The sequence below is a fragment of the Pseudomonas sp. GW821-FHT09C08 genome (genome assembly GCF_059418125.1).
On record NZ_JBWKPG010000006.1, the window covers coordinates 17,782 to 41,291 of the forward strand.

Annotated in this window: 27 protein-coding genes and 1 tRNA gene; 18 read left to right on the plus strand and 10 right to left on the minus strand. The window is 58.7% G+C overall.

Translation table 11 applies throughout. The features are described from left to right. Positions 1-3 precede the first annotated feature (3 nt). Complete coding sequence (locus AC07OJ_RS20925) at positions 4-255, minus strand: DUF1654 domain-containing protein (protein WP_177343942.1); 252 nt, start codon at positions 253-255, stop codon at positions 4-6. Positions 256-433: 178 nt separating this feature from the next. Continuing rightward, positions 434-1,522 (minus strand): asparaginase, encoded by a 1,089-nt coding sequence (locus AC07OJ_RS20930; RefSeq protein WP_065903702.1) that lies wholly within the window; start codon positions 1,520-1,522, stop codon positions 434-436. A gap of 564 nt (positions 1,523-2,086) precedes the next feature. Between AC07OJ_RS20930 and AC07OJ_RS20935 the strand changes: the two genes are divergently transcribed. The 7 genes from AC07OJ_RS20935 to AC07OJ_RS20965 are packed head-to-tail and all read left to right on the plus strand — an operon-like array spanning position 2,087 to position 9,050. Then, a complete protein-coding gene (locus AC07OJ_RS20935; protein WP_065903701.1) occupies positions 2,087-3,043 on the plus strand; it encodes a sugar ABC transporter substrate-binding protein in 957 nt (318 codons plus the stop codon). Between the two features lie 57 nt (positions 3,044-3,100). Next, positions 3,101-4,654, plus strand: coding sequence for a sugar ABC transporter ATP-binding protein (locus AC07OJ_RS20940; RefSeq protein WP_065903699.1), 1,554 nt, complete (start codon positions 3,101-3,103; stop codon positions 4,652-4,654). After that, positions 4,651-5,628 (plus strand): ABC transporter permease, encoded by a 978-nt coding sequence (locus AC07OJ_RS20945; protein ID WP_010209107.1) that lies wholly within the window; start codon positions 4,651-4,653, stop codon positions 5,626-5,628. Before AC07OJ_RS20940 ends, AC07OJ_RS20945 begins: the two co-directional genes overlap by 4 nt. A 3-nt stretch (positions 5,629-5,631) precedes the next feature. Further along, positions 5,632-6,654 (plus strand): LacI family DNA-binding transcriptional regulator, encoded by a 1,023-nt coding sequence (locus AC07OJ_RS20950; RefSeq protein ID WP_120449179.1) that lies wholly within the window; start codon positions 5,632-5,634, stop codon positions 6,652-6,654. A gap of 23 nt (positions 6,655-6,677) precedes the next feature. Continuing rightward, positions 6,678-7,595 (plus strand): ribokinase, encoded by a 918-nt coding sequence (gene rbsK, locus AC07OJ_RS20955; RefSeq protein WP_495095100.1) that lies wholly within the window; start codon positions 6,678-6,680, stop codon positions 7,593-7,595. Continuing rightward, positions 7,592-7,996: a D-ribose pyranase gene (gene rbsD, locus AC07OJ_RS20960; RefSeq protein WP_065903671.1), complete on the plus strand. Its 405-nt coding sequence runs from the start codon at positions 7,592-7,594 to the stop codon at positions 7,994-7,996. The genes rbsK and rbsD overlap by 4 nt, the downstream gene beginning before the upstream one ends. A gap of 25 nt (positions 7,997-8,021) precedes the next feature. After that, on the plus strand, positions 8,022-9,050 hold the full coding sequence (locus tag AC07OJ_RS20965) for a nucleoside hydrolase (protein WP_495095101.1): 1,029 nt from the start codon (positions 8,022-8,024) through the stop codon (positions 9,048-9,050). A 33-nt stretch (positions 9,051-9,083) separates the two neighbouring features. Here AC07OJ_RS20965 and AC07OJ_RS20970 read toward each other — a convergent pair whose 3' ends face one another. Continuing rightward, positions 9,084-9,296: a hypothetical protein gene (locus AC07OJ_RS20970; protein ID WP_010209115.1), complete on the minus strand. Its 213-nt coding sequence runs from the start codon at positions 9,294-9,296 to the stop codon at positions 9,084-9,086. 171 nt (positions 9,297-9,467) lie between these two features. On the opposite strand from AC07OJ_RS20970, the gene AC07OJ_RS20975 reads away from it, so the two are divergent. Continuing rightward, positions 9,468-9,776 carry a hypothetical protein gene (locus AC07OJ_RS20975; protein WP_065903662.1) on the plus strand — a complete coding sequence of 103 codons (309 nt, stop codon included), beginning with the start codon at positions 9,468-9,470 and terminating at the stop codon, positions 9,774-9,776. Positions 9,777-9,920: 144 nt separating this feature from the next. Then, on the plus strand, positions 9,921-10,241 hold the full coding sequence (locus tag AC07OJ_RS20980) for an I78 family peptidase inhibitor (protein ID WP_065903659.1): 321 nt from the start codon (positions 9,921-9,923) through the stop codon (positions 10,239-10,241). A gap of 74 nt (positions 10,242-10,315) precedes the next feature. Here AC07OJ_RS20980 and AC07OJ_RS20985 read toward each other — a convergent pair whose 3' ends face one another. Next, positions 10,316-10,528: a cold-shock protein gene (locus tag AC07OJ_RS20985; protein WP_003234260.1), complete on the minus strand. Its 213-nt coding sequence runs from the start codon at positions 10,526-10,528 to the stop codon at positions 10,316-10,318. Between the two features lie 289 nt (positions 10,529-10,817). Beyond that, on the minus strand, positions 10,818-11,132 hold the full coding sequence (locus tag AC07OJ_RS20990) for a hypothetical protein (protein WP_106803200.1): 315 nt from the start codon (positions 11,130-11,132) through the stop codon (positions 10,818-10,820). Between the two features lie 367 nt (positions 11,133-11,499). Here AC07OJ_RS20990 and thrS point away from each other — a divergent pair, with 367 nt between their 5' ends. The 9 genes from thrS to AC07OJ_RS21035 all read left to right on the plus strand — a co-directional run bounded on the left by thrS (position 11,500) and on the right by AC07OJ_RS21035 (position 18,956). Beyond that, complete coding sequence (thrS, locus tag AC07OJ_RS20995; RefSeq protein WP_065903656.1) at positions 11,500-13,422, plus strand: threonine--tRNA ligase; 1,923 nt, start codon at positions 11,500-11,502, stop codon at positions 13,420-13,422. Further along, complete coding sequence (gene infC, locus AC07OJ_RS21000; RefSeq protein WP_169850653.1) at positions 13,422-13,973, plus strand: translation initiation factor IF-3; 552 nt, start codon at positions 13,422-13,424, stop codon at positions 13,971-13,973. Before thrS ends, infC begins: the two co-directional genes overlap by 1 nt. Positions 13,974-14,033: 60 nt before the next feature. Beyond that, a complete protein-coding gene (gene rpmI / locus AC07OJ_RS21005; protein WP_002553160.1) occupies positions 14,034-14,228 on the plus strand; it encodes a 50S ribosomal protein L35 in 195 nt (64 codons plus the stop codon). A gap of 30 nt (positions 14,229-14,258) precedes the next feature. Further along, the gene (rplT, locus tag AC07OJ_RS21010) at positions 14,259-14,615 is read left to right on the plus strand and encodes a 50S ribosomal protein L20 (protein WP_002553161.1); all 357 of its coding nucleotides are present in this window, start codon (positions 14,259-14,261) and stop codon (positions 14,613-14,615) included. Between the two features lie 109 nt (positions 14,616-14,724). Then, on the plus strand, positions 14,725-15,741 hold the full coding sequence (gene pheS, locus AC07OJ_RS21015) for a phenylalanine--tRNA ligase subunit alpha (protein ID WP_034099107.1): 1,017 nt from the start codon (positions 14,725-14,727) through the stop codon (positions 15,739-15,741). Between the two features lie 26 nt (positions 15,742-15,767). Continuing rightward, on the plus strand, positions 15,768-18,146 hold the full coding sequence (pheT, locus tag AC07OJ_RS21020) for a phenylalanine--tRNA ligase subunit beta (protein WP_282397102.1): 2,379 nt from the start codon (positions 15,768-15,770) through the stop codon (positions 18,144-18,146). Between the two features lie 3 nt (positions 18,147-18,149). Further along, on the plus strand, positions 18,150-18,452 hold the full coding sequence (gene ihfA, locus AC07OJ_RS21025; protein WP_002553164.1) for an integration host factor subunit alpha: 303 nt from the start codon (positions 18,150-18,152) through the stop codon (positions 18,450-18,452). Further along, positions 18,433-18,789 (plus strand): MerR family transcriptional regulator, encoded by a 357-nt coding sequence (locus AC07OJ_RS21030; RefSeq protein ID WP_003174972.1) that lies wholly within the window; start codon positions 18,433-18,435, stop codon positions 18,787-18,789. Before ihfA ends, AC07OJ_RS21030 begins: the two co-directional genes overlap by 20 nt. Before the next feature lie 90 nt (positions 18,790-18,879). Beyond that, positions 18,880-18,956, plus strand: a tRNA-Pro gene (locus AC07OJ_RS21035). A 494-nt stretch (positions 18,957-19,450) separates the two neighbouring features. Here AC07OJ_RS21035 and AC07OJ_RS21040 read toward each other — a convergent pair. The 5 genes from AC07OJ_RS21040 to AC07OJ_RS21060 form a co-directional block, all read right to left on the minus strand. Continuing rightward, on the minus strand, positions 19,451-20,017 hold the full coding sequence (locus AC07OJ_RS21040; protein ID WP_495095242.1) for a cache domain-containing protein: 567 nt from the start codon (positions 20,015-20,017) through the stop codon (positions 19,451-19,453). A gap of 472 nt (positions 20,018-20,489) precedes the next feature. Then, on the minus strand, positions 20,490-20,909 hold the full coding sequence (locus AC07OJ_RS21045; RefSeq protein ID WP_495095102.1) for an SRPBCC family protein: 420 nt from the start codon (positions 20,907-20,909) through the stop codon (positions 20,490-20,492). Positions 20,910-21,034: 125 nt separating this feature from the next. Further along, complete coding sequence (locus tag AC07OJ_RS21050) at positions 21,035-22,234, minus strand: MFS transporter (protein WP_495095103.1); 1,200 nt, start codon at positions 22,232-22,234, stop codon at positions 21,035-21,037. 8 nt (positions 22,235-22,242) lie between these two features. Beyond that, positions 22,243-22,635, minus strand: a complete 393-nt coding sequence (locus tag AC07OJ_RS21055; RefSeq protein ID WP_330565390.1) for a GlcG/HbpS family heme-binding protein — start codon at positions 22,633-22,635, stop codon at positions 22,243-22,245. An 84-nt stretch (positions 22,636-22,719) separates the two neighbouring features. Next, on the minus strand, positions 22,720-23,439 hold the full coding sequence (locus AC07OJ_RS21060) for an IclR family transcriptional regulator (protein WP_495095104.1): 720 nt from the start codon (positions 23,437-23,439) through the stop codon (positions 22,720-22,722). Between the last annotated feature and the right edge of the window lie 71 nt (positions 23,440-23,510).

Sequence of the window (23,510 nt, forward strand, 5' to 3'; positions counted from 1 at the left end):
GAATCAATCTTCCTTCGGTACAACCCAGAAAATCTGCACGCCACCGTCGTCCCGATAGGCGAGGGTGACGTTGTCGTTCTCCGCAATTTCTTCCAGCAACCGCTCCCACTCATCCTCCGGCTCGTCCGGCAGGCGGAAGATCAAGGCTGCCTTGGCTTTTTGGGCGTTGGTCGAGTTGATGATCTTTTGCACACGAATGGCCAGGCGTTCGTAGGCATCAGGCGGGGTTGGCGCTGCGGAAGAGGACTTTGCCACGGAGTATTCCTTAATAAGCTGTACGCACATACAGTATTTAACTGTGGGCGATTTCGCAACTGCTTAAATTTCAAGAAGTTCGTCTGACAGCTGTTCAGGTAGTTTTGCGTAAGGCGGGGGAGTGAAATGTGTAGGAGCGCGTCTGGAGAGGCGAGCTCCTACAAGGTATGGCCAGGAATCAATATTCCCAGAACATCCGTTGCAGCTCTTTGCTGTCCTGGGTCTTGGTCAGGGCGACCATGGCCAGGATGCGGGCTTTTTGCGGGTTCAGGTCATGTGCGGCGACCCAGTCGTACTTGTCGTCAGGTTGTTCAGCATTACGCAGAACGAAGCCACCGGCATTCACGTGGGAAGAGCGGATGATCTGTACGCCTTGCTTGCGCAGTTCCTGCAGGGCAGGGACCACCTTGGAAGACACCGAACCATTGCCGGTGCCGGCATGGATGATGGCTTTGGCGCCAGCCTGGGCCAGGGCCTTGACCGCTGTGTCGCTCACGTTGCCATAGCCATAGGCGATTTCCACGTCCGGCAGGCTCTTGATGGTCTTGATGTCGAATTCCGAATCCATGGTGTGGCGCTTGGCAGGCAGGCGGAACCAGTAGGATTTGCCTTCAACCACCATGCCCAGCGGGCCCCATGGGCTCTTGAACGCCTCGGTCTTGATGTTGATCATCTTGCTGACGTCACGACCCGACTGGATCTCGTCGTTCATGGTCACCAGCACGCCTTTACCGCGCGCGTCTTTGCTGCCGGCCACGGCCACGGCGTTGTACAGGTTGAGCATGCCGTCCGCCGACATGGCGGTGCCAGGGCGCATGGAGCCGACCACGACGATTGGCTTGTCGGTTTTTTCCACCAGGTTCAGGAAGTAGGCGGTCTCTTCCAGGGTGTCGGTACCGTGGGTGATCACGATGCCATCCACGTCCTTGCTGTCGGCCAGTTCGGCGACGCGACGGCCCAGTTGCAGCAGGTTTTCGTTGTTGATGCTTTCGGACGCAATTTGCATCACTTGTTCGCCGCGTACATTGGCGATCTGGCTAAGCTCAGGAACACCAGCGATCAATTGCTCGATACCGACTTTCGCCGCCTGGTAGGTGGCACTGTTGGCCGCGCTGGCGCCAGCGCCGGCAATGGTACCGCCGGTGGCGAGAATCACCACGTTGGACAGCTTGGTCTTGGTTTCGGCTTCCTTTGCCTGGGCGGCAACAGGGAACAGCAGCAGGAGGGCTAATGCGCCCGGGACAATGTTCTTCAGTGCAGATTTCATTATTTTTCTCTCTGGTTTTTGATGAGTGCTGTAGCAGGTTCATCTAGAACACCCGGGCGGTTCTGAATGCCACGAGGTGCAGGATGAGAGCAGGATCTGTACCAGGCTGATTGTATTCACGGATATAAATTAAGCTGTTGATTTAAAACAACTTATTTTGTTGTTTTTGAGTGCGTTCGAACCCCCTTCGTCCGGCTTTCCGAACATTGGCCGCGATTGCGTTCGGTTGTCCGAAAATGCGCACTGGTTTCATGGGGGCGGTGGCGAATGATCCGGCAAAGCCTGTCGTTTTAGAGAACGAAGGGCAGGTCGCGATGTTTAATCTCGCGCCTTGCACACTGCGAGGCCAGGCGCTAGAGGGCTTGGATGAAAGACCGGTTTCTACCGTTGACAAATCTCGACAAGGTTCTCATAGTTTGATTAACGCAAACGTTTGCGAGATGTTTCACGGCGCACTCCTGGAGTAACGTGACAGCTCGTATCAGCCACCCCGGGTGGGAGGGCTGCCGAAGCACTCTTCGGTGCAAGCGTTGCTCACAATAATCATAAGATCGGAGTGAACCCATGAAGCTGCCATTCGCTGGACGTCTTCTTGCTGTCGCTGTGCTTGCTGCCGCATCCGCCGTTTTACCTCTTTCCTCTGCATTCGCCGATGACGCCGCCAAACCCAAGGTTGGCCTGGTGATGAAATCCCTCGCCAACGAATTCTTCGTGACCATGCAGGACGGCGCCAAGGCCTATCAGAAAGACCACGCCGCCGATTTCGACATGATCACCAACGGTATCAAGAACGAAACCGATACCAGCGCGCAGATCGATATCGTCAATCAGATGATCCTCGCCAAGGTCAACGCCATCGTCATCGCGCCCGCCGATTCCAAGGCACTCGTGACGGTGTTGAAGAAAGCCTCCGATGCCGGCATCAAGGTGGTCAACATCGACAACCGCCTGGACCCGGACGTGCTGAAAAGCAAAAACCTCGACATCCCGTTCGTAGGCCCGGACAACCGCAAAGGCTCCAAGCTGGTCGGCGACTACCTGGCCAAGCAACTGGCCGCGGGTGACAAGGTCGGCATCATCGAAGGCGTACCGACTACCACCAACGCCCAGCAGCGCACCGCGGGCTACAAGGATGCGATGGACGCTGCCGGCATGAAGATCGTCTCGACCCAATCCGGCAACTGGGAAATCGACCAGGGCCAGAAAGTCGCCTCGGCCATGCTGAGCGAATACCCGGACCTCAAGGCCCTGTTGGCCGGTAACGACAACATGGCGCTGGGCGCGGTTTCCGCCGTGCGTGCAGCCGGCAAGGCTGGCAAGGTCCTGGTAGTTGGCTACGACAACATCGAAGCCATCAAGCCCATGCTGCAGGACGGCCGCGTCCTGGCGACCGCTGACCAGGCCGCTGCCCAGCAAGCTGTGTTCGGTATCCAGAACGCGCTCAAGCTGGTCAAGGGTGAGAAAGTCGATGCCAAAGATGGCGTGATCGAAACCCCGGTCGAACTCGTCCTCAAGAAGTAATCCTGGCAGCACCCAACAGCGCCCGCTCGTCCTGAGCGGGCGCCTGGAGATTTTCCTATGTCATCTTCCGCCCCGAACGCTGTCCTCTCGGTCAGCGGTATCGGCAAGACCTATGCCCAACCGGTTCTGTCCGACATCACCCTGACGCTCAATCGTGGGGAAGTGCTGGCGCTGACCGGTGAGAACGGCGCTGGTAAAAGCACGTTGTCGAAAATCATCGGCGGGCTGGTCACGCCGACGACCGGGCATATGCAGTTCAACGGCCAGGATTACCGTCCCGGCAGCCGCACCCAGGCTGAAGAACTGGGCGTGCGCATGGTCATGCAGGAGCTCAACCTGCTGCCGACGCTGACCGTGGCCGAAAACCTGTTCCTGGATAATCTGCCCAGCCACTGTGGCTGGATCAGTCGCAAGCAGTTGCGCAAAGCCGCCATCGAAGCCATGGCCCAGGTCGGCCTGGACGCCATCGACCCGGACACCCTGGTCGGCAGCCTCGGTATCGGCCACCAGCAAATGGTCGAGATCGCCCGCAACCTGATCGGCGACTGCCATGTACTGATCCTCGACGAACCCACGGCCATGTTGACTGCCCGTGAAGTCGAGATGCTGTTTGAACAAATCACCCGCCTGCAGGCCCGGGGCGTGGCGATCATCTACATTTCACACCGGCTTGAAGAACTCGCCCGTGTCGCCCAACGCATTGCGGTCCTGCGTGACGGCAAGCTGGTGTGCGTCGAGCCGATGGCCAACTACAACAGCGAGCAACTGGTCACCTTGATGGTCGGTCGCGAGCTGGGCGAACACATTGACCTGGGGCCGCGCAGCATCGGCGGCCCGGCCTTGACGGTTAAAGGCCTGACCCGCGCGGACAAGGTCCGCGACGTCTCCTTTGAAGTGCGTGCCGGCGAGATCTATGGCATCTCCGGCCTGATCGGCGCCGGTCGCACCGAGTTGCTGCGCCTGATTTTCGGCGCCGACCTGGCCGACAGCGGCACGGTGGCCCTGGGTTCGCCGGCCCAAGTGGTGAGCATTCGTTCGCCAGTGGACGCGGTCGGCCATGGCATTGCGCTGATTACCGAGGATCGCAAGGGCGAAGGCCTGCTGTTGACCCAGTCCATCAGCGCCAATATCGCCTTGGGCAACATGCCGGAAATCTCCGGCGGCGGCGTGGTCAACAGCCGCGACGAAACCGCCTTGGCCAAGCGCCAGATCGACGCCATGCGTATCCGCAGTTCCAGCCCGGCGCAGCTGGTATCGGAGCTGTCGGGCGGCAACCAGCAGAAAGTCGTGATTGGCCGCTGGCTGGAACGCGACTGCTCGGTGATGCTGTTCGACGAGCCCACGCGTGGCATCGACGTGGGTGCCAAGTTCGACATTTATGCCTTGCTCGGCGAATTGACCCGCCAGGGCAAAGCGCTGGTGGTGGTGTCCAGTGACCTGCGCGAACTCATGCTGATCTGCGACCGCATCGGCGTGCTGTCTGCCGGCCGCCTGATCGAGACCTTCGAGCGCGACAGCTGGACCCAGGACGAATTGCTCGCCGCCGCCTTTGCCGGCTATCAGAAACGTGATGCGCTGCTCAATGACGCAGTGCTTAGGGATACCCCATGAAAACAACAACTTCCCCCGGTAAAACTGGCGGCAACTTCTACGGCCTGGGTACCTATCTGGGGCTGGCGGGCGCGTTGCTGGCGATGATTGCGCTGTTCTCGGTGCTCAGCGATCACTTCCTGTCCTATGACACCTTCAGCACCCTGGCCAACCAGATTCCAGACCTGATGGTGCTGGCGGTCGGCATGACCTTCATCCTGATCATCGGTGGCATCGATCTGTCGGTAGGCTCGGTGCTGGCACTGGCGGCGTCGGCTGTCAGCGTGGCGATTCTCGGCTGGGGCTGGAGCGTCTTGCCGGCGGCCGTGCTCGGCATGGGCTGCGCCGCATTGGCCGGCACTATCACCGGTTCGATCACCGTGGCCTGGCGGATCCCCTCGTTTATCGTGTCCCTGGGCGTGCTGGAAATGGCCCGTGGCGTGGCGTACCAGATGACCGGTTCGCGCACCGCCTACATCGGCGACTCGTTTGCCTGGCTGTCCAACCCGATTGCCTTTGGGATTTCGCCGTCGTTCATCATCGCCTTGCTGGTGATCATAGCGGCCCAACTGGTGTTGACCCGCACTGTCTTCGGGCGCTACCTGATCGGCATCGGCACCAACGAAGAGGCCGTGCGCCTGGCGGGGATCAACCCCAAGCCGTATAAAATCCTGGTGTTCAGCCTCATGGGCCTGTTGGCCGGTGTGGCGGCCCTGTTCCAGATTTCACGCCTGGAAGCGGCGGATCCGAATGCCGGCTCCGGCCTGGAGCTGCAAGTGATTGCAGCGGTGGTGATCGGCGGCACCAGCCTGATGGGCGGACGCGGTTCGGTGATCAGCACCTTCTTCGGCGTGTTGATCATTTCCGTATTGGCCGCCGGCCTGGCGCAGATCGGTGCCACGGAACCGACCAAACGCATCATCACCGGGGCCGTGATCGTGATTGCCGTGGTGCTCGATACCTACCGCAGCCAGCGCGCCAGTCGTCGAGGCTGAACCATGGCAACGATCAAGGATGTGGCAGCGCTTGCAGGCATTTCCTACACCACGGTGTCCCACGTGGTGAACAAGACGCGCCCGGTCAGCGAGCCGGTACGGATCAAAGTCGAAGCGGCGATCAAGCAGCTCGACTACGTGCCTAGCGCCGTCGCGCGCTCGCTCAAGGCCAAGACCACGGCAACCATTGGTTTGTTGGTGCCCAACAGCCTCAACCCATATTTTGCCGAACTGGCGCGCGGCATCGAAGATTATTGCGAGCGTAACGGCTACTGCGTGATCCTCTGCAACTCCGATGACAACGCCGAAAAGCAGCGCAGCTATTTGCGCGTGTTGCTGGAGAAGCGCGTCGACGGGTTGATCGTGACCTCGGTGGGCGGCGATGACAGTGGCCTCGCCGCCGGCTTGAGCGCGGTGCGCACGCCGATGGTGATCGTCGACCGGGCGCTGGACGGCATTGATGTCGACCTGGTGCGCATCGACCATGAGCAGGGCGCGTACCTGGCCACCCGGCATTTGCTCGAGCTGGGCCATCGGGACATCGCCTGCATCGGCGGCCCGGCCCATACCCGTGTCGCGCAGATGCGCCTGGCGGGGTATCACCGCGCGCTGCGCGAGGCGGGCGTCGAGGTGGCGGCTGATCGCGCGCAGGAAAGTGATTTCACCAGCACCGGCGGGTATGCCGCGGCGGTGAAGCTGCTAGCGGAAAACCCGCCCAGTGCGATTTTCGCCAGCAACGACATGATTGGTTTCGGCGTATTGCGCGCCGCTGCCGAGCGTAATATCCGTGTACCCGGCGAGCTGTCGGTGATCGGGTTCGATGACATTCAAATGGGTCGCTATGTCTACCCGGCGTTGACCACGGTCGGGCAGTCGATCGTGCAACTGGGCGAGACCGCGGCCGAGCTTTTATTGCGACGAATTGCAACACCCCAACTGCCGATCGATCAACGGATCGTGACGCCGAGCATCGTGTTGCGCGAGTCGACGGCGCCTATCGCCGGTACGTTTGCGCAATACCGCTGAACCGAATTGATGAGTACTGATGTATGCCAGCAAAAGTAGTGGTAGTAGGCAGCTTGAACATGGACCTGGTCACCCGTGCCAGCCGGCTGCCGCGTGCCGGTGAAACCTTGGTTGGCCAGACGTTTTCCACCGTGCCCGGCGGTAAGGGGGCGAACCAGGCTGTGGCGTCGGCGCGGCTCGGGGCGGAGGTGGCGATGGTCGGCTGCGTCGGCAGCGATGCGTATGGCACTCAGCTGCGTGACGCGTTGCTGGTGGAAGGTATCGATTGCCAGGCCGTCAGCACCGTAGATGGCTCCAGCGGCGTGGCGCTGATTGTGGTCGACGACAACAGCCAGAACGCCATCGTGATCGTCGCCGGCAGCAATGGTCAGCTGACGCCCGCTTCGTTGCAGGCGTTTGACGCCGTGCTGCAGGCGGCCGACGTGATCATCTGCCAGCTGGAAGTGCCGATGGATACCGTGGGTTATGCCCTCAAGCGCGGTCGCGAACTGGGCAAGACGGTGATCCTCAACCCGGCCCCGGCCAGCGCGCCCTTGCCAGCCGAATGGTACGCCTCGATCGACTACCTGATCCCCAACGAAAGCGAAGCCAGTGCGCTGAGCGGCGTGACGGTTGATTCCCTCGATAGCGCCAAGGTCGCTGCGACGCAGTTGATCAAGGCGGGCGCCGGTAAGGTCATCATCACCCTGGGGGCCGAGGGCGCGCTGTTTACTGACGGCCAAGTGTTCGAGCATTTGCCGGCACCCAAGGTCAAGGCAGTGGACACCACTGCGGCCGGCGATACGTTTGTCGGTGGCTTCGCGGCAGCGCTGGCCAATGGCAAGCGCGAAGCCGAGGCGATTCGTTTTGGCCAGGTCGCGGCAGCGCTGTCGGTCACTCGTGCCGGTGCGCAACCCTCCATTCCCACGCTGCACGACGTACAAGGTTTTGTGCCCTCATGAAAAAGACCCCTCTGCTCAATATCGCCCTGTCGCGCGTGATCGCCTCCCTGGGTCACGGCGACATCCTGGTGATCGGCGATGCCGGCTTGCCGGTACCGCCCGGCGTCGAGTTGATCGACCTGGCGTTGACCCAGGGCATCCCGGATTTCATCAGCACCTTGCGCATCGTGCTCAGTGAGATGCAGGTGGAAAGCCATGTGCTGGCCGAAGAGATCCTGCTCAAGCAGCCGCCGGCGCTGGCCGAGCTCAATACGCTCACCGAACAGGCGGCCCTGGGTGAGCGGCGGCTGGTCAACCATGACGAATTCAAACAGCTCAGCCGCAAGGCGCGCGCCGTGGTGCGCACCGGCGAATGCCAGCCTTACTGCAATATCGCGCTGGTGTCCGGCGTAACCTTCTAGAGTTCCCAACGACAAGGAGTGTTTTATGCAACGTGGTCTCCCAACCCTGAAAAATCTGTTTCGGAGTGTTCTGCTTTTGTCCGCACTCACTGCTGCGAGCGCCCAAGCGGCGGAAAAAATCGACCTGATCATCGACACCGATCCTGGTGCCGATGATGTGGTGGCGTTGCTGTTCGCCATGGCCTCGCCGGATGAGTTGAACATTCGTGCGCTGACCACCGTCGCCGGCAACGTGCGCCTGGACAAGACCTCTCGCAACGCACGCCTGGCGCGCGAGTGGGCGGGGCGCGAGGACATTCCGGTGTACGCCGGTGCGCCAAAGCCACTGCTGCGCACGCCGATCTACGCCGAGAACATCCATGGCAAGGAGGGGATTTCCGGGGTCACCGTGCATGAACCGAAAAAGGCCCTGGCTGACGGCAATGCCGTCGACTACCTGATCAAGACCCTGAGCACCGCCAAGCCCCACAGCATCACCATCGCCATGCTCGGTCCGCAGACCAACCTCGCACTGGCACTGACCCAGGCGCCGGAAATCACCCAAGGCATCAAGGAAGTGGTGGTGATGGGCGGTGCGCACTTCAATGGCGGCAACATCACGCCCGTGGCCGAGTTCAACCTGTTCGCGGACCCGATAGCGGCCGAGATCGTGCTCAAGAGCGGGGTGAAGCTGACTTACCTGCCGCTGGACGTGACCCACAAGGTCCTGACCAGTGAAGCGCGCCTGAAACAGATCGCCGATATCAAGAACAACGCGAGCAAGATCGTCGGCGATATCCTGAATGAATACGTCAAGGGCGACATGGAGCACTACGGCATTCCCGGCGGCCCGGTGCATGACGCTACCGTAGTTGCCTACCTGCTCAAGCCTTCGCTGTTCAGCGGCCGTGAGGTCAATGTGGTGGTGGACAGCCGTGAAGGCCCGACCTTCGGCCAGACCATCGTCGATTGGTACGACGGCCTGAAACAACCGAAGAACGCGTTCTGGGTTGAAAACGGCGACGCCCAGGGCTTCTTCGACCTGCTGACCGAGCGCCTCGCGCGTCTGAAGTAATGCTGTAGCCGGTCGGCGCTCGCCGGCCGGTTCTTATTCGCGCTCGGGGTCGTGTGCGCCCATGTGGTCGGCCGGGTATTTCTCGAATATCTGGCCGATGAAGGCTTGCGCCGCCTGGGTGCCGAGTTCCTTGACCAGCAGGTCGATACCGATGATCGCCAATTCCTCCGGGCTTCCGGGGCTGTAGGAGCTCTGTCCCTGGGGCCACTTGGCTTTGATGTCGGCTTGGAGGGTTACGGTGGTCATGGAAATCTCACGGGGCTGAAAGTACTGGGCAATGCGCTGGAACGCGGTTCTCACGGGCGCAGTTAACCATTTTGCGCGGCGTTTGGCACTGCTACTTAGGCATCAAGCGCTTCGGCAGATGCCCAGCCCTGTGCGACACTGTCGGCCTGTCCAATTGCCGGGGAACACCGCGTGCAGATCGATTTGAACAACCCCGAGAACCTGACCCTGGCCGCCGTGCGTCAACTGATCGCCAGTGCCAGCGACGACGAACATACCCAGTTGCGGGTGACCAAGGGCGGCATTGCCTACATCTCTTCCGGGAAGGCTGTGGGCGGCGTGGACATCGATGGGCTGCTGTTTCGCCTGGAAACCTGGGCCAAAGGCTCTGGTTATGTAGGCAATGTGGCGGCGAGCGATGAGGTATGGGTCACGCAGATTTTCAATGCGTTGAAGCAGAACTGGCCGAAGCCGCCGTTTGACTACATCGATATCTACTGATTGTTTTCATATCTGGTCACGATTGACCGGGCGAATGCCTGTGCAGAGTCAGGCAGACTTGCCACGCGGCGGTTTACGTCTTGAAACCAATCCGCGCGACTGCTGTCGCACGATCTCTGTCCATTTTTTATCATAGGAGGCTTCATGCCTTGGAAGCTCGCATCATTCGGTACTTTGTTGGCAGCACTCGCGTTGGCGGGTTGCAGCACCCAGGGTGCCTCTGAGCCAGCCAAAGACGCCGCCGTGGCCGATGCCGGTCATAGCCGCTGTGAGTCGAAGGCCGCCGAATTCACGATCGGCCAGAAAGCTTCGCCCCAGTTGCTGGAGCAGGCCCGTACCCGCGCCGGTGCGCAGAACGCGCGCATCCTCAAGCCCAACGATATGATCACCCTGGAATACCGCTCCGACCGCTTGAACCTCAACACCGACGATAACCTGGTGATCACGCGGGTCAACTGCGGCTGATAGCCTGCCGGCTTTTGCAGCGCGCATAAAAAACCCCGTCACATGGACGGGGTTTTTTTTAGCTCAGCGGAGAATTACTCGCCGCGAACCTGTGCAGCTTGCATACCCTTTTGGCCTTTCTCAGCCACGAAGGAAACGGTTTGGCCTTCTTTCAGGCTTTTGAAACCGTCGCTTTCGATAGCTTTGAAGTGTACGAACAGGTCGTCACCGCCACCTTGAGGAGTGATGAAGCCGAAGCCTTTTTCATCGTTGAACCATTTAACGGTGCCGGTTTGGCGATTAGACATGGTGTATCTCCAAGAAACATATATTTTCAGTAGTGCTGTGCTGCTCAGGCCAACTGGGCACACTGGGCTATCATAGTCGAAATGTTCGACTTGGGAGCCCCCCCAAGGCATTGTTTGCTAATCAATAGCGTTGCGTTTAGTGCTGTTCTTGGCTGAAAGCCCCGATCTACGGGGCTTTAGCACGAAATATCAGCTGTTAAAAAAAGCCGTAAAAGCTGCGTAATTTGTGCGAAATGGCAGTTTTCAGGCCTTTTTTTCAGCAAAACGACCGTCTGATTTCGGGTCGAAGTTACTTTTTCTTCACGACTTTGCACGACGTAATCGCCGCGACTGCCTTGTTCTTGAGCGCAGGATCCGCGTTCTGATTGGTCATCAGCTCCTTGATCTCGGCAGTGCTCAATTCTGCGTTGATCTTGTCGGCGCCACATTCGCAATGGTCTTTGGCAGTTTTGGCGTCCACGTTCTGTTGGGCGGCTGCACTGCAGTCTCTGACGAAGCTGTCACGGGCGCCGGCTGGCCAGTTGGATGGGGCTGCAGCCTGCGCGCCGAGGGAAAGGAGGCTCAGGGTAGCGGCGAGAGCGAGGGTAGAGGTGAAACGCATCATGGGATGCTCCTTTGGGTCGAGGACGAACGGCGATTCTCAGTGGGTTTGAGGCATGGCGTACAGCTCAAGTTCACTTTTGCAGCTATAAAGGCCGGAATTTGCGTTTACGCAGGATGCCGTCGGCGCGATGACCGTTCATCTGTGCTAGCATCTTGCGCTTGGCGAATTCCGGGCGTGCCAATTGCCGCCTTGCCATGTTTCTTTTTAGCTCACTCCAGTCACTCTGGTTCGATTATCGGTTGGCCGAAAGGCTCCTGCCGCTGTAAGGCAGGCGTTCATCACTGAACGGCCTGGTGTTGGATCTTGTACTGGCTCATCCCAACCCACGTGACCTTTGGTAGGGGTCACCACTAGGAGAGGAGGCGCCATGCCAACTATTACTCTTCCCGACGGCAGTCAACGTTCATTCGATCATTCGGTTTCCGTAGCCGAGGTCGCCGCATCCATTGGTGCAGGCCTGGCCAAGGCCACCGTGGCCGGCAAGGTCGACGGCAAGCTGGTGGATGCCAGCGACCTGATCACCCGTGACGCCAGCCTGCAAATCATCACGCCCAAGGATCAAGAGGGGCTGGAGATCATTCGCCACTCTTGCGCGCACTTGATTGGCCATGCGGTCAAGCAGCTGTACCCGACCGCGAAGATGGTGATCGGCCCGGTCATCGAAGAAGGCTTCTATTACGATATCGCCTACGAGCGTCCTTTCACCCCGGACGACCTGGCGGCTATCGAGCAGCGCATGCACGCGCTGATCGAAAAAGATTACGACGTGATCAAGAAGGTCACGCCGCGCGCCGAAGTGATCGACGTGTTCACCGCCCGTGGCGAAGACTACAAGCTGCGTCTGGTGGAAGACATGCCGGACGAGCAGGCCATGGGCCTGTATTACCACGAAGAATATGTCGACATGTGCCGTGGCCCGCACGTGCCGAATACACGCTTCCTCAAGTCGTTCAAGCTGACCAAGCTGTCCGGTGCCTACTGGCGCGGCGACGCGAAGAACGAGCAGCTGCAGCGGATCTACGGCACTGCCTGGGCTGACAAGAAGCAGCTGGCGGCCTACATCCAGCGCATCGAAGAAGCTGAAAAACGCGATCACCGCAAGATCGGCAAGCGCCTGAACCTGTTCCACCTCCAGGAAGAAGCGCCGGGCATGGTGTTCTGGCACCCGAACGGCTGGACCCTGTACCAGGTGCTCGAGCAATACATGCGCAAGGTTCAGCGCGAAAACGGCTACCTGGAGATCAAGACTCCACAAGTCGTTGACCGCAGCCTGTGGGAGAAATCCGGGCACTGGGCCAACTACGCCGACAACATGTTCACTACCCAGTCGGAAAACCGCGACTACGCCATCAAGCCGATGAACTGCCCGTGCCACGTGCAGGTGTTCAACCAGGGCCTGAAGAGCTACCGCGAGTTGCCGATGCGCCTGGCCGAGTTCGGTGCCTGCCACCGTAACGAGCCCTCGGGTGCGCTGCACGGCATCATGCGTGTGCGCGGCTTCACCCAGGACGACGCCCACATCTTCTGCACCGAAGAGCAGATGCAGGCCGAATCCGCCGCGTTCATCAAGCTGACCATGGATGTCTATCGCGATTTCGGCTTTACCGAAGTCGAAATGAAGCTGTCCACTCGTCCGGAAAAACGCGTCGGTTCCGACGAGCTGTGGGATCGCGCCGAAGCTGCGCTGGCCGCAGCGCTAGACAGTGCGGGCCTTGCGTACGACCTGCAGCCGGGCGAGGGGGCCTTCTACGGGCCGAAGATCGAGTTCTCGCTGAAAGATTGCCTTGGCCGTGTCTGGCAATGTGGTACCTTGCAGCTCGATTTTAACCTGCCGATCCGTCTGGGAGCCGAATACGTCTCCGAAGACAACAGCCGTAAACACCCGGTTATGCTGCACCGGGCGATCCTTGGCTCGTTCGAACGGTTCGTCGGGATCCTGATCGAGCACTACGAGGGTGCATTCCCTGCGTGGCTGGCTCCGACCCAGGCAGTGATCATGAATATCACTGATAAACAGGCAGATTTTGCCGCTGAAGTTGAAAAAACTCTCAACGAAAGCGGATTTCGTGCCAAGTCCGACTTGAGAAATGAAAAGATCGGCTTTAAAATCCGCGAGCATACTTTGCTCAAGGTTCCCTATCTTTTGGTTATCGGAGATCGGGAAGTCGAGATGCAGACTGTCGCTGTGCGTACTCGTGAAGGTGCTGACCTGGGCTCGATGCCCGTCGCCCAGTTCGCTGAGTTCCTCGCGCAAGCGGTTTCCCGGCGTGGTCGCCCAGATTCGGAGTAATTATTATTAAGCGTGAAATGAGACAAGATAAACGAGCTGCACCGAAAGCCCCGATCAACGAGAATATCTCGGCACGCGAGGTTCGGTTAATTGGCGCTGACGGCGAGCAGATTGGCATCGTCTCGATTGATGAAGCGCTTCGTATCGCTGAAGAGTCCAAATTGGACCTGGTGGAAATCTCCGCCGACGCAGTCCCGCCTGTTTGCCGGGTGATGGACTACGGCAAGTCGATCTTCGAGAAGAAGAAGCAGATTGCTGCGGCGAAGAAAAACCAGAAGCAGATTCAAGTAAAAGAAATCAAGTTTCGTCCAGGGACGGAGGAAGGGGATTACCAGGTAAAACTGCGCAACCTGGTACGTTTCCTGAGTGATGGGGACAGGGCCAAGGTATCCTTGCGATTCCGCGGCCGTGAGATGGCCCACCAGGAGCTGGGGATGGAACTCCTCAAGCGGGTTGAAGCTGACCTGCTCGAGTACGGTTCGGTCGAACAGCATCCTAAGATGGAAGGACGCCAGCTGATCATGGTCATCGCCCCGAAAAAGAAGAAGTAATCAACAGGGCACGGCAGGCCTTCTGATTATGTTTATCAACTGAATGCGGAGTATCCGAACATGCCAAAGATGAAGACTAAAAGTGGTGCTGCTAAGCGGTTTCTGAAAACTGCTAACGGTATCAAGCACAAGCACGCTTTCAAGAGCCACATCCTGACCAAAATGTCGACCAAGCGTAAGCGTCAACTGCGCGGTAGCAGCTTGCTGCATCCGTCTGACGTGGCAAAAGTCGAGCGCATGCTGCGCCTTCGTTAATTTTTGGATCAAGAATAGAGGAAGTAACTCATGGCTCGTGTAAAGCGTGGCGTCATTGCCCGTAAACGTCACAAAAAAATTCTGAAACTTGCTAAAGGCTACTACGGCGCACGCTCACGCGTATTCCGTGTTGCCAAGCAAGCGGTAATCAAGGCAGGCCAATACGCCTACCGTGACCGTCGTCAGAAAAAACGTCAGTTCCGCGCTCTGTGGATCGCTCGTATCAACGCTGGTGCTCGTGTTAACGGTCTGTCCTACAGCCGTTTCATCGCTGGCCTGAAAAAAGCGTCCATCGAGATCGACCGTAAGGTTCTGGCTGATCTGGCAGTGAACGAAAAAGCGGCGTTTGCTGCGATTGTCGAGAAAGCTAAAGCCACCTTGGCTTAAGTACCCCCGACAGTCACCCTGGGTCACTCCTGTGGCCCAAGGTGTTAAACGTCATAAATAGGGGAAGAGCCTTCAAGCTCTTCCCCTATTTTGTATCTGGAGTCTGTACATGGAAAACCTGGACGCGCTCGTCGCTCAAGCTCTTGAGGCTGTGCAAAGCGCTGAAGATATCAATGCCCTGGAGCAAATCCGGGTTCACTACCTTGGCAAAAAGGGCGAATTGACTCAGGTGATGAAGACCCTGGGGAATTTGCCGGCTGAAGAGCGTCCGCAAGTCGGTGCGCTGATCAACGTCGCCAAGGAGCGTGTCACAGAGGTGCTCAATGCGCGCAAGGCGTCGCTCGAGGAGGCCGATCTCGCGGCCAAGCTCGCCGCCGAGTCGATTGACGTGACCTTGCCTGGCCGTGGCCAGGCCTCGGGCGGTCTGCATCCGATCACCCGGACTCTGGAACGAATCGAGCAGTTCTTCACCCACATCGGCTACGGCATTGCCGAAGGCCCTGAGGTCGAGGACGACTATCACAACTTCGAGGCGCTCAACATCCCAGGCCATCACCCGGCCCGGTCGATGCACGACACCTTCTATTTCAACGCGAACATGCTGTTGCGCACCCATACCTCGCCGGTACAGGTCCGCACCATGGAAGCGAACAAGCCGCCGATCCGCATCGTCTGCCCAGGCCGTGTGTACCGTAGCGACTCCGATATCACCCACTCGCCGATGTTCCACCAGGTCGAAGGCCTGCTGGTTGATCGCGACATCAACTTTGCCGATCTCAAGGGCACCATCGAAGAGTTCCTGCGGGTGTTCTTCGAGAAAGAGCTGGCGGTGCGCTTCCGTCCTTCGTTCTTCCCGTTCACCGAGCCGTCCGCTGAAGTCGACATGGAATGCGTGATGTGCAGCGGTAAAGGCTGCCGCGTCTGCAAGCAGACCGGCTGGCTGGAAGTGATGGGCTGCGGCATGGTTCACCCCAACGTGCTGCGCATGTCCGGGATCGACCCGGAAGAGTTCTCGGGCTTTGCCTTCGGCATGGGCGTCGAGCGTCTGGCCATGCTGCGTTACGGCGTGAATGACTTGCGTCTGTTCTTCGACAACGACTTGCGGTTCCTCGCGCAATTTCGCTAGTCGTAACGAATCTTTAGGAGAGCAGGATGAAATTCAGTGAACAATGGCTGCGTGGCTGGGTAAGCCCGCAGGTAGGTCGCGACGAGCTGGTTGCTCGTCTGTCGATGGCCGGCCTCGAGGTCGATAGCGTGACGCCGGCCGCCGGTGTTTTCAGTGGCGTGGTGGTGGGCGAGGTGCTGAGCACCGAGCAACATCCGGACGCCGACAAATTGCGTGTGTGCCAGGTCAGCAATGGCGCGCAGACCTTCCAGGTCGTGTGCGGAGCGCCTAACGTGCGCCCGGGCCTGAAGATCCCGTTCGCCATGATCGGTGCCGAGCTGCCAGGCGACTTCAAGATCAAGAAGGCCAAGCTGCGTGGCGTCGAGTCCAACGGCATGCTGTGCTCCCAGGCCGAGCTGCAGGTGGGCGAGGGCAACGACGGCTTGATGGAGCTGCCGGCCGACGCACCGGTTGGCCAGGACATTCGTGTCTACCTGGAACTGGAAGACGCCAGCATCGAGGTCGACCTGACCCCGAACCGTGGCGACTGCCTGTCCCTGGCCGGCCTGGCCCGTGAAGTGGGTGCGCTGTACAACGCCCCCGTGACCCGCCCCGTGGTCGCTCCTGTAGCGGCAGTGCACGATGAAGTGCGCTCGATCGAAGTGCTGGCGCCCAACGCCTGCCCACGTTACCTGGGTCGGGTAATCCGTAACGTCGACCTGTCCAAGCCTACTCCGCTGTGGATGGTCGAGCGCCTGCGTCGCGCTGACGTGCGCAGCATAGATGCCGCTGTCGACATCACCAACTACGTGATGTTGGAATTGGGCCAACCGCTGCACGCGTTCGATCTCGCCGAAATCAACGGTGGCATCCGCGTACGCATGGCCGAAGAAGGCGAGAAGCTGGTGCTGCTCGATGGCCAGGAAGTCAGCCTGCGTGCCGATACCCTGGTAATCGCCGACCATTCCCGCGCCCTGGCCATCGCCGGTGTGATGGGTGGCGAGCACAGCGGTGTATCCGCGACTACCCGCGATATCTTCCTGGAGAGCGCGTTTTTCGACCAGATCGCCATCGCTGGCAAGGCGCGTTCCTACGGCCTGCACACCGATGCCTCGCACCGCTACGAGCGTGGTGTGGACTGGAAACTCGCCCGTGAAGCCATGGAGCGCGCCACGGGCCTCCTGCTGGAAATCACCGGTGGTGAAGCGGGTCCGATCACTGAAACCGTCAGTGAGCAGTACCTGCCGTCCATTGCGCCGATTACCCTGCGTGCCAAAAGCGTCGAGCAGATGCTCGGCCTGGTGATCGCACCGGCTGAAATCGAGCAACTGTTGTCCGCTCTCGGCCTGGGTATTACCGCCGGTGGGGAAGGGCAGTGGCACGTTGAAGTGCCAAGCCATCGCTTCGATATCAGCCTGGAAGTCGACTTGATCGAAGAACTGGCGCGTCTATACGGTTACAACCGTCTGCCGGTTCGCTACCCGCAAGCCCGCCTGGCACCACAACCCAAGGCCGAGGCGCGTGCGCACTTGCCCGAGTTGCGCCGTCTGCTGGTTGCCCGTGGCTACCAGGAAGCGGTGACCTACAGCTTCATCGACCCGAAGCAGTTCGAACTGTTCAACCCGGGCGTCGAGCCGCTGCTGTTGGCCAATCCGATCTCCAATGACATGGCTGCCATGCGTTCGTCGCTGTGGCCTGGCTTGGTGAAGGCGCTTTCCCACAACCTGAACCGTCAGCAAGACCGCGTGCGCATGTTCGAAAGCGGCCTGCGTTTCGTCGGTCAACTCGACGGCCTCAAGCAAGAGCCAATGCTGGCGGGCGTGGTCTGTGGCAGCCGTCTGCCGGAAGGCTGGGCGCAGGGCCGCGATGGCGTGGACTTCTTCGACGTCAAGGCCGACGTGGAAGCAGTATTGGGCTTTGCCGGTGCGTTGGATGACTTCACTTTTGTACCGGGTCAGCATCCGGCACTGCATCCGGGCCAGACTGCACGCATTGAGCGCGAAGGTCGCCTGGTGGGTTTCGTGGGGGCTATTCACCCTGAGCTGTCGAAAACCCTGGGGCTGGACCGCCCAGTCTTCGTTTTCGAGCTGGTCCTGGCTGAAGTCGCCGCGGGCAAGATGCCTAAATTCAGCGAGTTGTCGCGCTTCCCTGAAGTGCGTCGCGACCTGGCGCTGATCGCTGACCGTGAAGTGGCCGCTACTGCCGTTCTGGATGTAATCCGTGAAAATGCAGGGGAATGGCTGACAGACCTCAGGCTATTTGACGTCTATCAGGGTAAAGGCATTGATCCGCATAGAAAAAGCCTTGCAGTTGGCTTGACCTGGCAGCATCCATCGCGCACTCTTAATGACGATGAGGTGAATACCACGACACAAAATATCCTCACCTCGCTCGAACAAAGGTTGAACGCCACGTTAAGGAAGTGACGTATGGGGGCTTTGACGAAAGCTGAGATGGCGGAACGTCTGTACGAAGAGTTGGGTCTGAACAAACGCGAGGCCAAGGAATTGGTCGAGCTGTTTTTTGAAGAGATCAGGCACGCTCTGGAAGACAATGAGCAGGTCAAATTGTCCGGTTTCGGCAATTTTGACCTGCGGGACAAACGCCAGCGGCCTGGCCGCAATCCAAAAACGGGAGAAGAAATCCCGATCACGGCTCGCCGTGTGGTCACCTTTCGTCCAGGGCAGAAGTTGAAGGCCCGAGTTGAGGCTTATGCTGGAACCAAGTCATAACGACGAGCTACCCGTCATCCCAGGCAAACGCTACTTCACCATTGGTGAAGTCAGCGAGCTATGCGCGGTAAAGCCGCACGTGCTGCGCTATTGGGAGCAGGAGTTTCCTCAACTCAACCCCGTCAAACGCACCGGGAACCGTCGGTATTATCAGCGCCAGGATGTGCTGATGATCCGACAGATCCGTGCGTTGCTGTACGACCAGGGGTTCACCATCAGTGGTGCGCGCCAGCGCATGTCCGGTGATGAAGCCAAAGATGACACCACCCAATACAAGCAACTGATCCGCCAGATGATCTCCGAACTCGAAGATGTGCTGGTGGTTTTGAAGAAATAAATCCGGCTTTTAAAATACTTCCACATTTCAAAAGCTTGCGGTATATTCCTGATCGCTTCGTTGCGAAGCAAACCCAGTAACACGCCTAGTCGGGGCGTAGCGCAGTCCGGTAGCGCACTAGCATGGGGTGCTAGGGGTCGAGTGTTCGAATCACTCCGTCCCGACCATATAATTCAAGGGGTTGCGAGATTTTATCTCGCGACCCCTTTTTGTTTTTGGTCGTTTTTACCCCTACAAAACGACTGGCTCTCGGTGGAATCTCCCTCGGTGACCGTAGTGTCTCCTTCAACCTCATAAAAGTATTAGTGGCCGTTTGTTCTCAGCACGACGATAAGTCTCATCGTCACCCCTGAAACGAGCGGCTCCGCTAAACCTAGGCAGCACTTGGGACTTTGTCCGCTTGAGTCGCGAGGTAGGACAAGCGCTGCACTTTTGATCGCTTGGCTCTGAGCTCGATTACTCCACGTAAAACCCTTCGTAATCTCCACTTGTGTTGGCACCAGCGCTGATTTGACCCAGTTAGCGAGATGCCACTGACCCAGTCTGATTCCTCGCGAACTATTTCCTGTGCTGGTTTTCTGCCGATTGGAGTTGTATTTCCTCTTCGATTTTTGCTGTTGTGGGAGAGTCGGAAAACAGTTTTGCCCAGGCGTGCAGCTATCTACCGCGGCACCGGCAGCTCAACCAGCGACCACTCGATCGACAGAGGTTTGAGCTTGTGTACTTTGGCGGCAGCAGGGCGGTTGGCCATGTTGCCGACGAACCAGTTCGCCGAATTAGCCGCGATGAACCGGCCTTCGCCGTTGATGATGAATGCCACATTCTTCATGCATAGCAGGCAACGGGTGAGCAGTTGATCGAATTCGTGCAGGGCGATATCCGCCGCGGCGACGCCAACAAAATGCCCGCCGGCGAAAATCGGCACGGAGAACGCCAGTATGTAGAGTTCGGTGCCATAGAGATCCACGAACGGCCCTTCGACCGAGGCTTCGCCCGTCAGCTTGGGGCGCGTGAACCAGGGCATGCCCTGGTAGTTGTAGAAGCTTTCGCTTTGCCGGTTGAAGTTCAGCATCATTGGGGCGACTTTTCCGCTCGAGGGGCGGTAGAACCATTCCAGGAACAGCTCTTGATCGGCGAGTTCCCCCGGTTCCAGCACGACACCGGTCCCATGAATATAGTTGTCGTGTTCTGACAGGCGCTCTTCGATTGTTGGCTGTAAAAAAGCCAGGTCCTTCGACGTTGGTTTTTTGCCTTCGGCGTCAAGCGTGCTCCAGACCGGTGCTTATAGTGAAAAAATCGAGATCTCTCCTTGCCCTCATCAACTTTGACAATCCTGTCCAACTCATGATTTCAGCTGTAACGAATGTCAAGCGAGCGAAGATGCGTCTGTAACCCGGCATCCTGAATGGGGATCAAAAATGCTTCTTGATCCGACTCGTTGACATTCACTCACCAACACCCGTTGTCCAAAGCGGCCAGAGTCGTGGGGGGATATGTTCGTGAGTTGTGCCGATCGCTGCTTGTTTAGAATCGCTACGGATGGCGTGTAATCACAGTGGCGAAGCTAGCGAAACGCTGAGCGCTATCCGGGTATACCGACAACCAATAGTCACTCAATGGCCCAGGCAAGGTGAAATCAAGATCACCAGCAAGATGCTCATGAGCACGCCGGTGCAGATATCACCTCTAAGTCGCAATCGTCAGTTCGTGGATTCGATGATGTTTTTCAGGTGTTCCAGACCTTCGCGGTACAAGTCCTCAAAATTCCGGGCAACCTCAGTTTCATCGGCGTCCTTGATCAAAAAGGTACTGGACCAGCAGACCACTGTTCCGCCCTGAACATCAACCTTGGCGGACATTCTGCCGACGTAATCAATGACCGGCGAAGGACCTTCAAGCAAGGCGTAGGTATATTGCTTTTGATCTTCGTCAAAGGTGAGCAAGCGCTCGATGATGATTGCACCGTCAGCCGTTTTCAGGTGGCGCAGACGCCCACCATCGCTGAGGGTACTGCTCGCGATGGCATTCAGCCAGCGTGGCAACCAATCAAATCCGCCGAGAAGCGCCCAGACTTGCTCGATGGGGCGTTCAACGGCGATAGAGACGCGGACTTCATTCATGTACTTCACCTTTGTAAGAGAGGGATTTAATGGATAACTGACGCCCCCATCACAGATGGGTAATGGTGGTCAGCACCAAAATTGACCAGCCCATCACGGCCTGCCCGGCAACTTCATAAGCAGCCTCAACCAACAGTGGAGCTGCGGTGTATTTGGCGCTGATCGCCACGATTGCGCGACACCAGCCAAACCAGCGGCAACTGTGCAACGATAACCGTTACAACACCCGCCCAAGGAGTAAGGGTGATCTGCCCGTTGTTGACCAAAGCACTGCCGCTGGATTCTCCTAAGGCGATACCTAGGTTGAATGCCGAAATGTTCAGCGCCGAAGCAAACGCGACCGCTTGTGGGGTGAAACGCTCAGCGGTGGCCAGCATCCCCGACTGTGCTGCGGGAGACAGACCGAAGGCCAGCGCGCCCCAGAAAAACAACATCACCACTATCGGCACCTGATAGGGCAGCAACAGCGCAACGGCGGCCAGTACAAATGCAAGCAGTACGAAGATCACACGGAGTGCAGGTTGCCAGCCCATTTTGGCGGCCAGACGGCCCCCACCGAGATTGCCCGCCAGTGTCGCGATGCCGAATACGACTAACAGCAGATTAGCGGTTGCGGTTGAAAAACCGCTGATATCAGTAAGGATCGGCGTGATAAAGGTGAATGCCGCAAAGCTTGCGCCGAAGCCCAATACAGTCACCATCATCATCGCCAGGATGGCTGGATGCCTGAGTGCCGCGAGTTGAGTCAACGCTTTTCCCGATGGCGGCGTTGGCACGTTAGGCAACCACAGGGAGGTAGCCACAAGGGCCAATGCGGCCAACAACGCGACGGCATAAAACGGCAGTCGCCAGCCCATGCCGTTGCCCAGGAAACTGCCAAGCGGCACTCCAACAACCATTGCCAGCGTCAGACCGGCGAACATCGCTGCGATCGCTTTACTTGATTGTCCCTTTGGCGCCAGGCAGGCGGCGACGGTGGCCCCGATAGCAAAAAAACTGCCATGCGCGAGTGCTGTCACAACGCGTCCTGCCAATAGCGAGCGGTAATCGGTGGACAGTGCCGCCAGCAGGTTCCCGCCCAGAAAGATCGCAATAAGCGTCAACAACACGGGTTTTCGTGGTAAGCGTGCCAAAGCCAGAACCGTCAATGGCGTACCTATGGCCAGCGCCAGTGCGTATAGCCCGACCAGGCTGCCCGCACGCGCCAGTGGTATGTCGAGGTCAGAGGCGATAGCTGGAAGGATACCCACGACAATGAACTCGGCCATACCGATAGCGAAGGCTGTCACCGCCAATGCCAGTACGCCTGGATGAATGCGTTGCATGGCCTGACTCATGGACGGCCTGCCGCCTGCAGAGCGATCACCTGATCAGCCTCGACAGTGGCACCGGCGACGCCTACGGCACCGATGACCTTGCCCCGTTCATCCTGCAACACCACGCCACCACCAAAGCTGATCAGACCACCGTTGGTGGCCTCCAGCGAGTAGATGGACCCACCCGGTTGCGCCTGCACACCCAGTTCGGCACTGTCGGTGCGAAACAATGCCGCTGTGCGCGCTTTCTTGAGTGAAACATCAATGGCGCCGGGCACGGCGTCATCCATACGGACGAAATGGCGCAGAAGTCCGGCATCGTCGACCACGCTGATGCAAACGGCGAAGCCTTGATCACGCGCCAGTTCTTTTGCACGGTTAATCACTTGCAAGGACAGTTGCTCAAACATTCGGGACTCCAATGAGTAAAACGACAGAGTCCCGATGATCCCGATGATTGCTTTCCAGGGGAATATGCCCCGGGCCATTGGCGACTAAAGTTTGAGCATGTCGAACATTTCCCGCATGGCCTGGGTCGCCAGCTTGTGCAACGCTTTTTGGGGCAAGCGAGACGCCGGTGCCGCGACGCCGAGCGCCGCGACTACCCGACCTTGCAAGCGCAGGGGCAGTGCTACGCAATTGAGCCCGGCCTCGGCTTCTTCAAGGTCCAATGCATAGCCGGCTGTGACGATGCTTGCCAGTTCACTCTCCAGCTCCGCAGGTAGCAATTGCGCGCGGCGCAAACTGCGGCGCAAGTCTTCGTCGAAGGCCAGGAATATTTTGCCGATGGCCGAGGTGGTCAGGCCCGCGCGGCGCCCACGCGGGCTGGCAACACACAGACTGCCGGTGCCTTCAAGGGCGTCCATATAGAAGTATTCGCGGGTGCCGCAAGGTGCCGCGAGAAAACAGGTTTCGCCACTGCGGTCGGCCAGCGTGCGCAGGGCGGGGGCAAAGGTTTCGCGCAAGTGTGCATCCGCATCGCTCAACGGCTGCGCTATCTCCCGCAGACGCAAGCCCAGGGCGTAGTGCGTGCCGCGACGGGCGATGTAGCCCATGGCGGCGAAGGTATTGAGCAACCCGTGCAAGGTGCTTTTGTGCAAGCCCGACTGCGCCGCAAGGTCTACCAGACGGATTTCGCCACCTGCCGCCGCGATGGTCTCAAGAATCATCATTGCGCGTTCGACGGACTGTATGCCTTTGTTCTCGTTGATCATGTGAGGCGCTTTCGTTTGTCTGAATTGAGACTTCGGGCCACGAACAGTCGTTGGCGCGTGGCCCGGCCGGA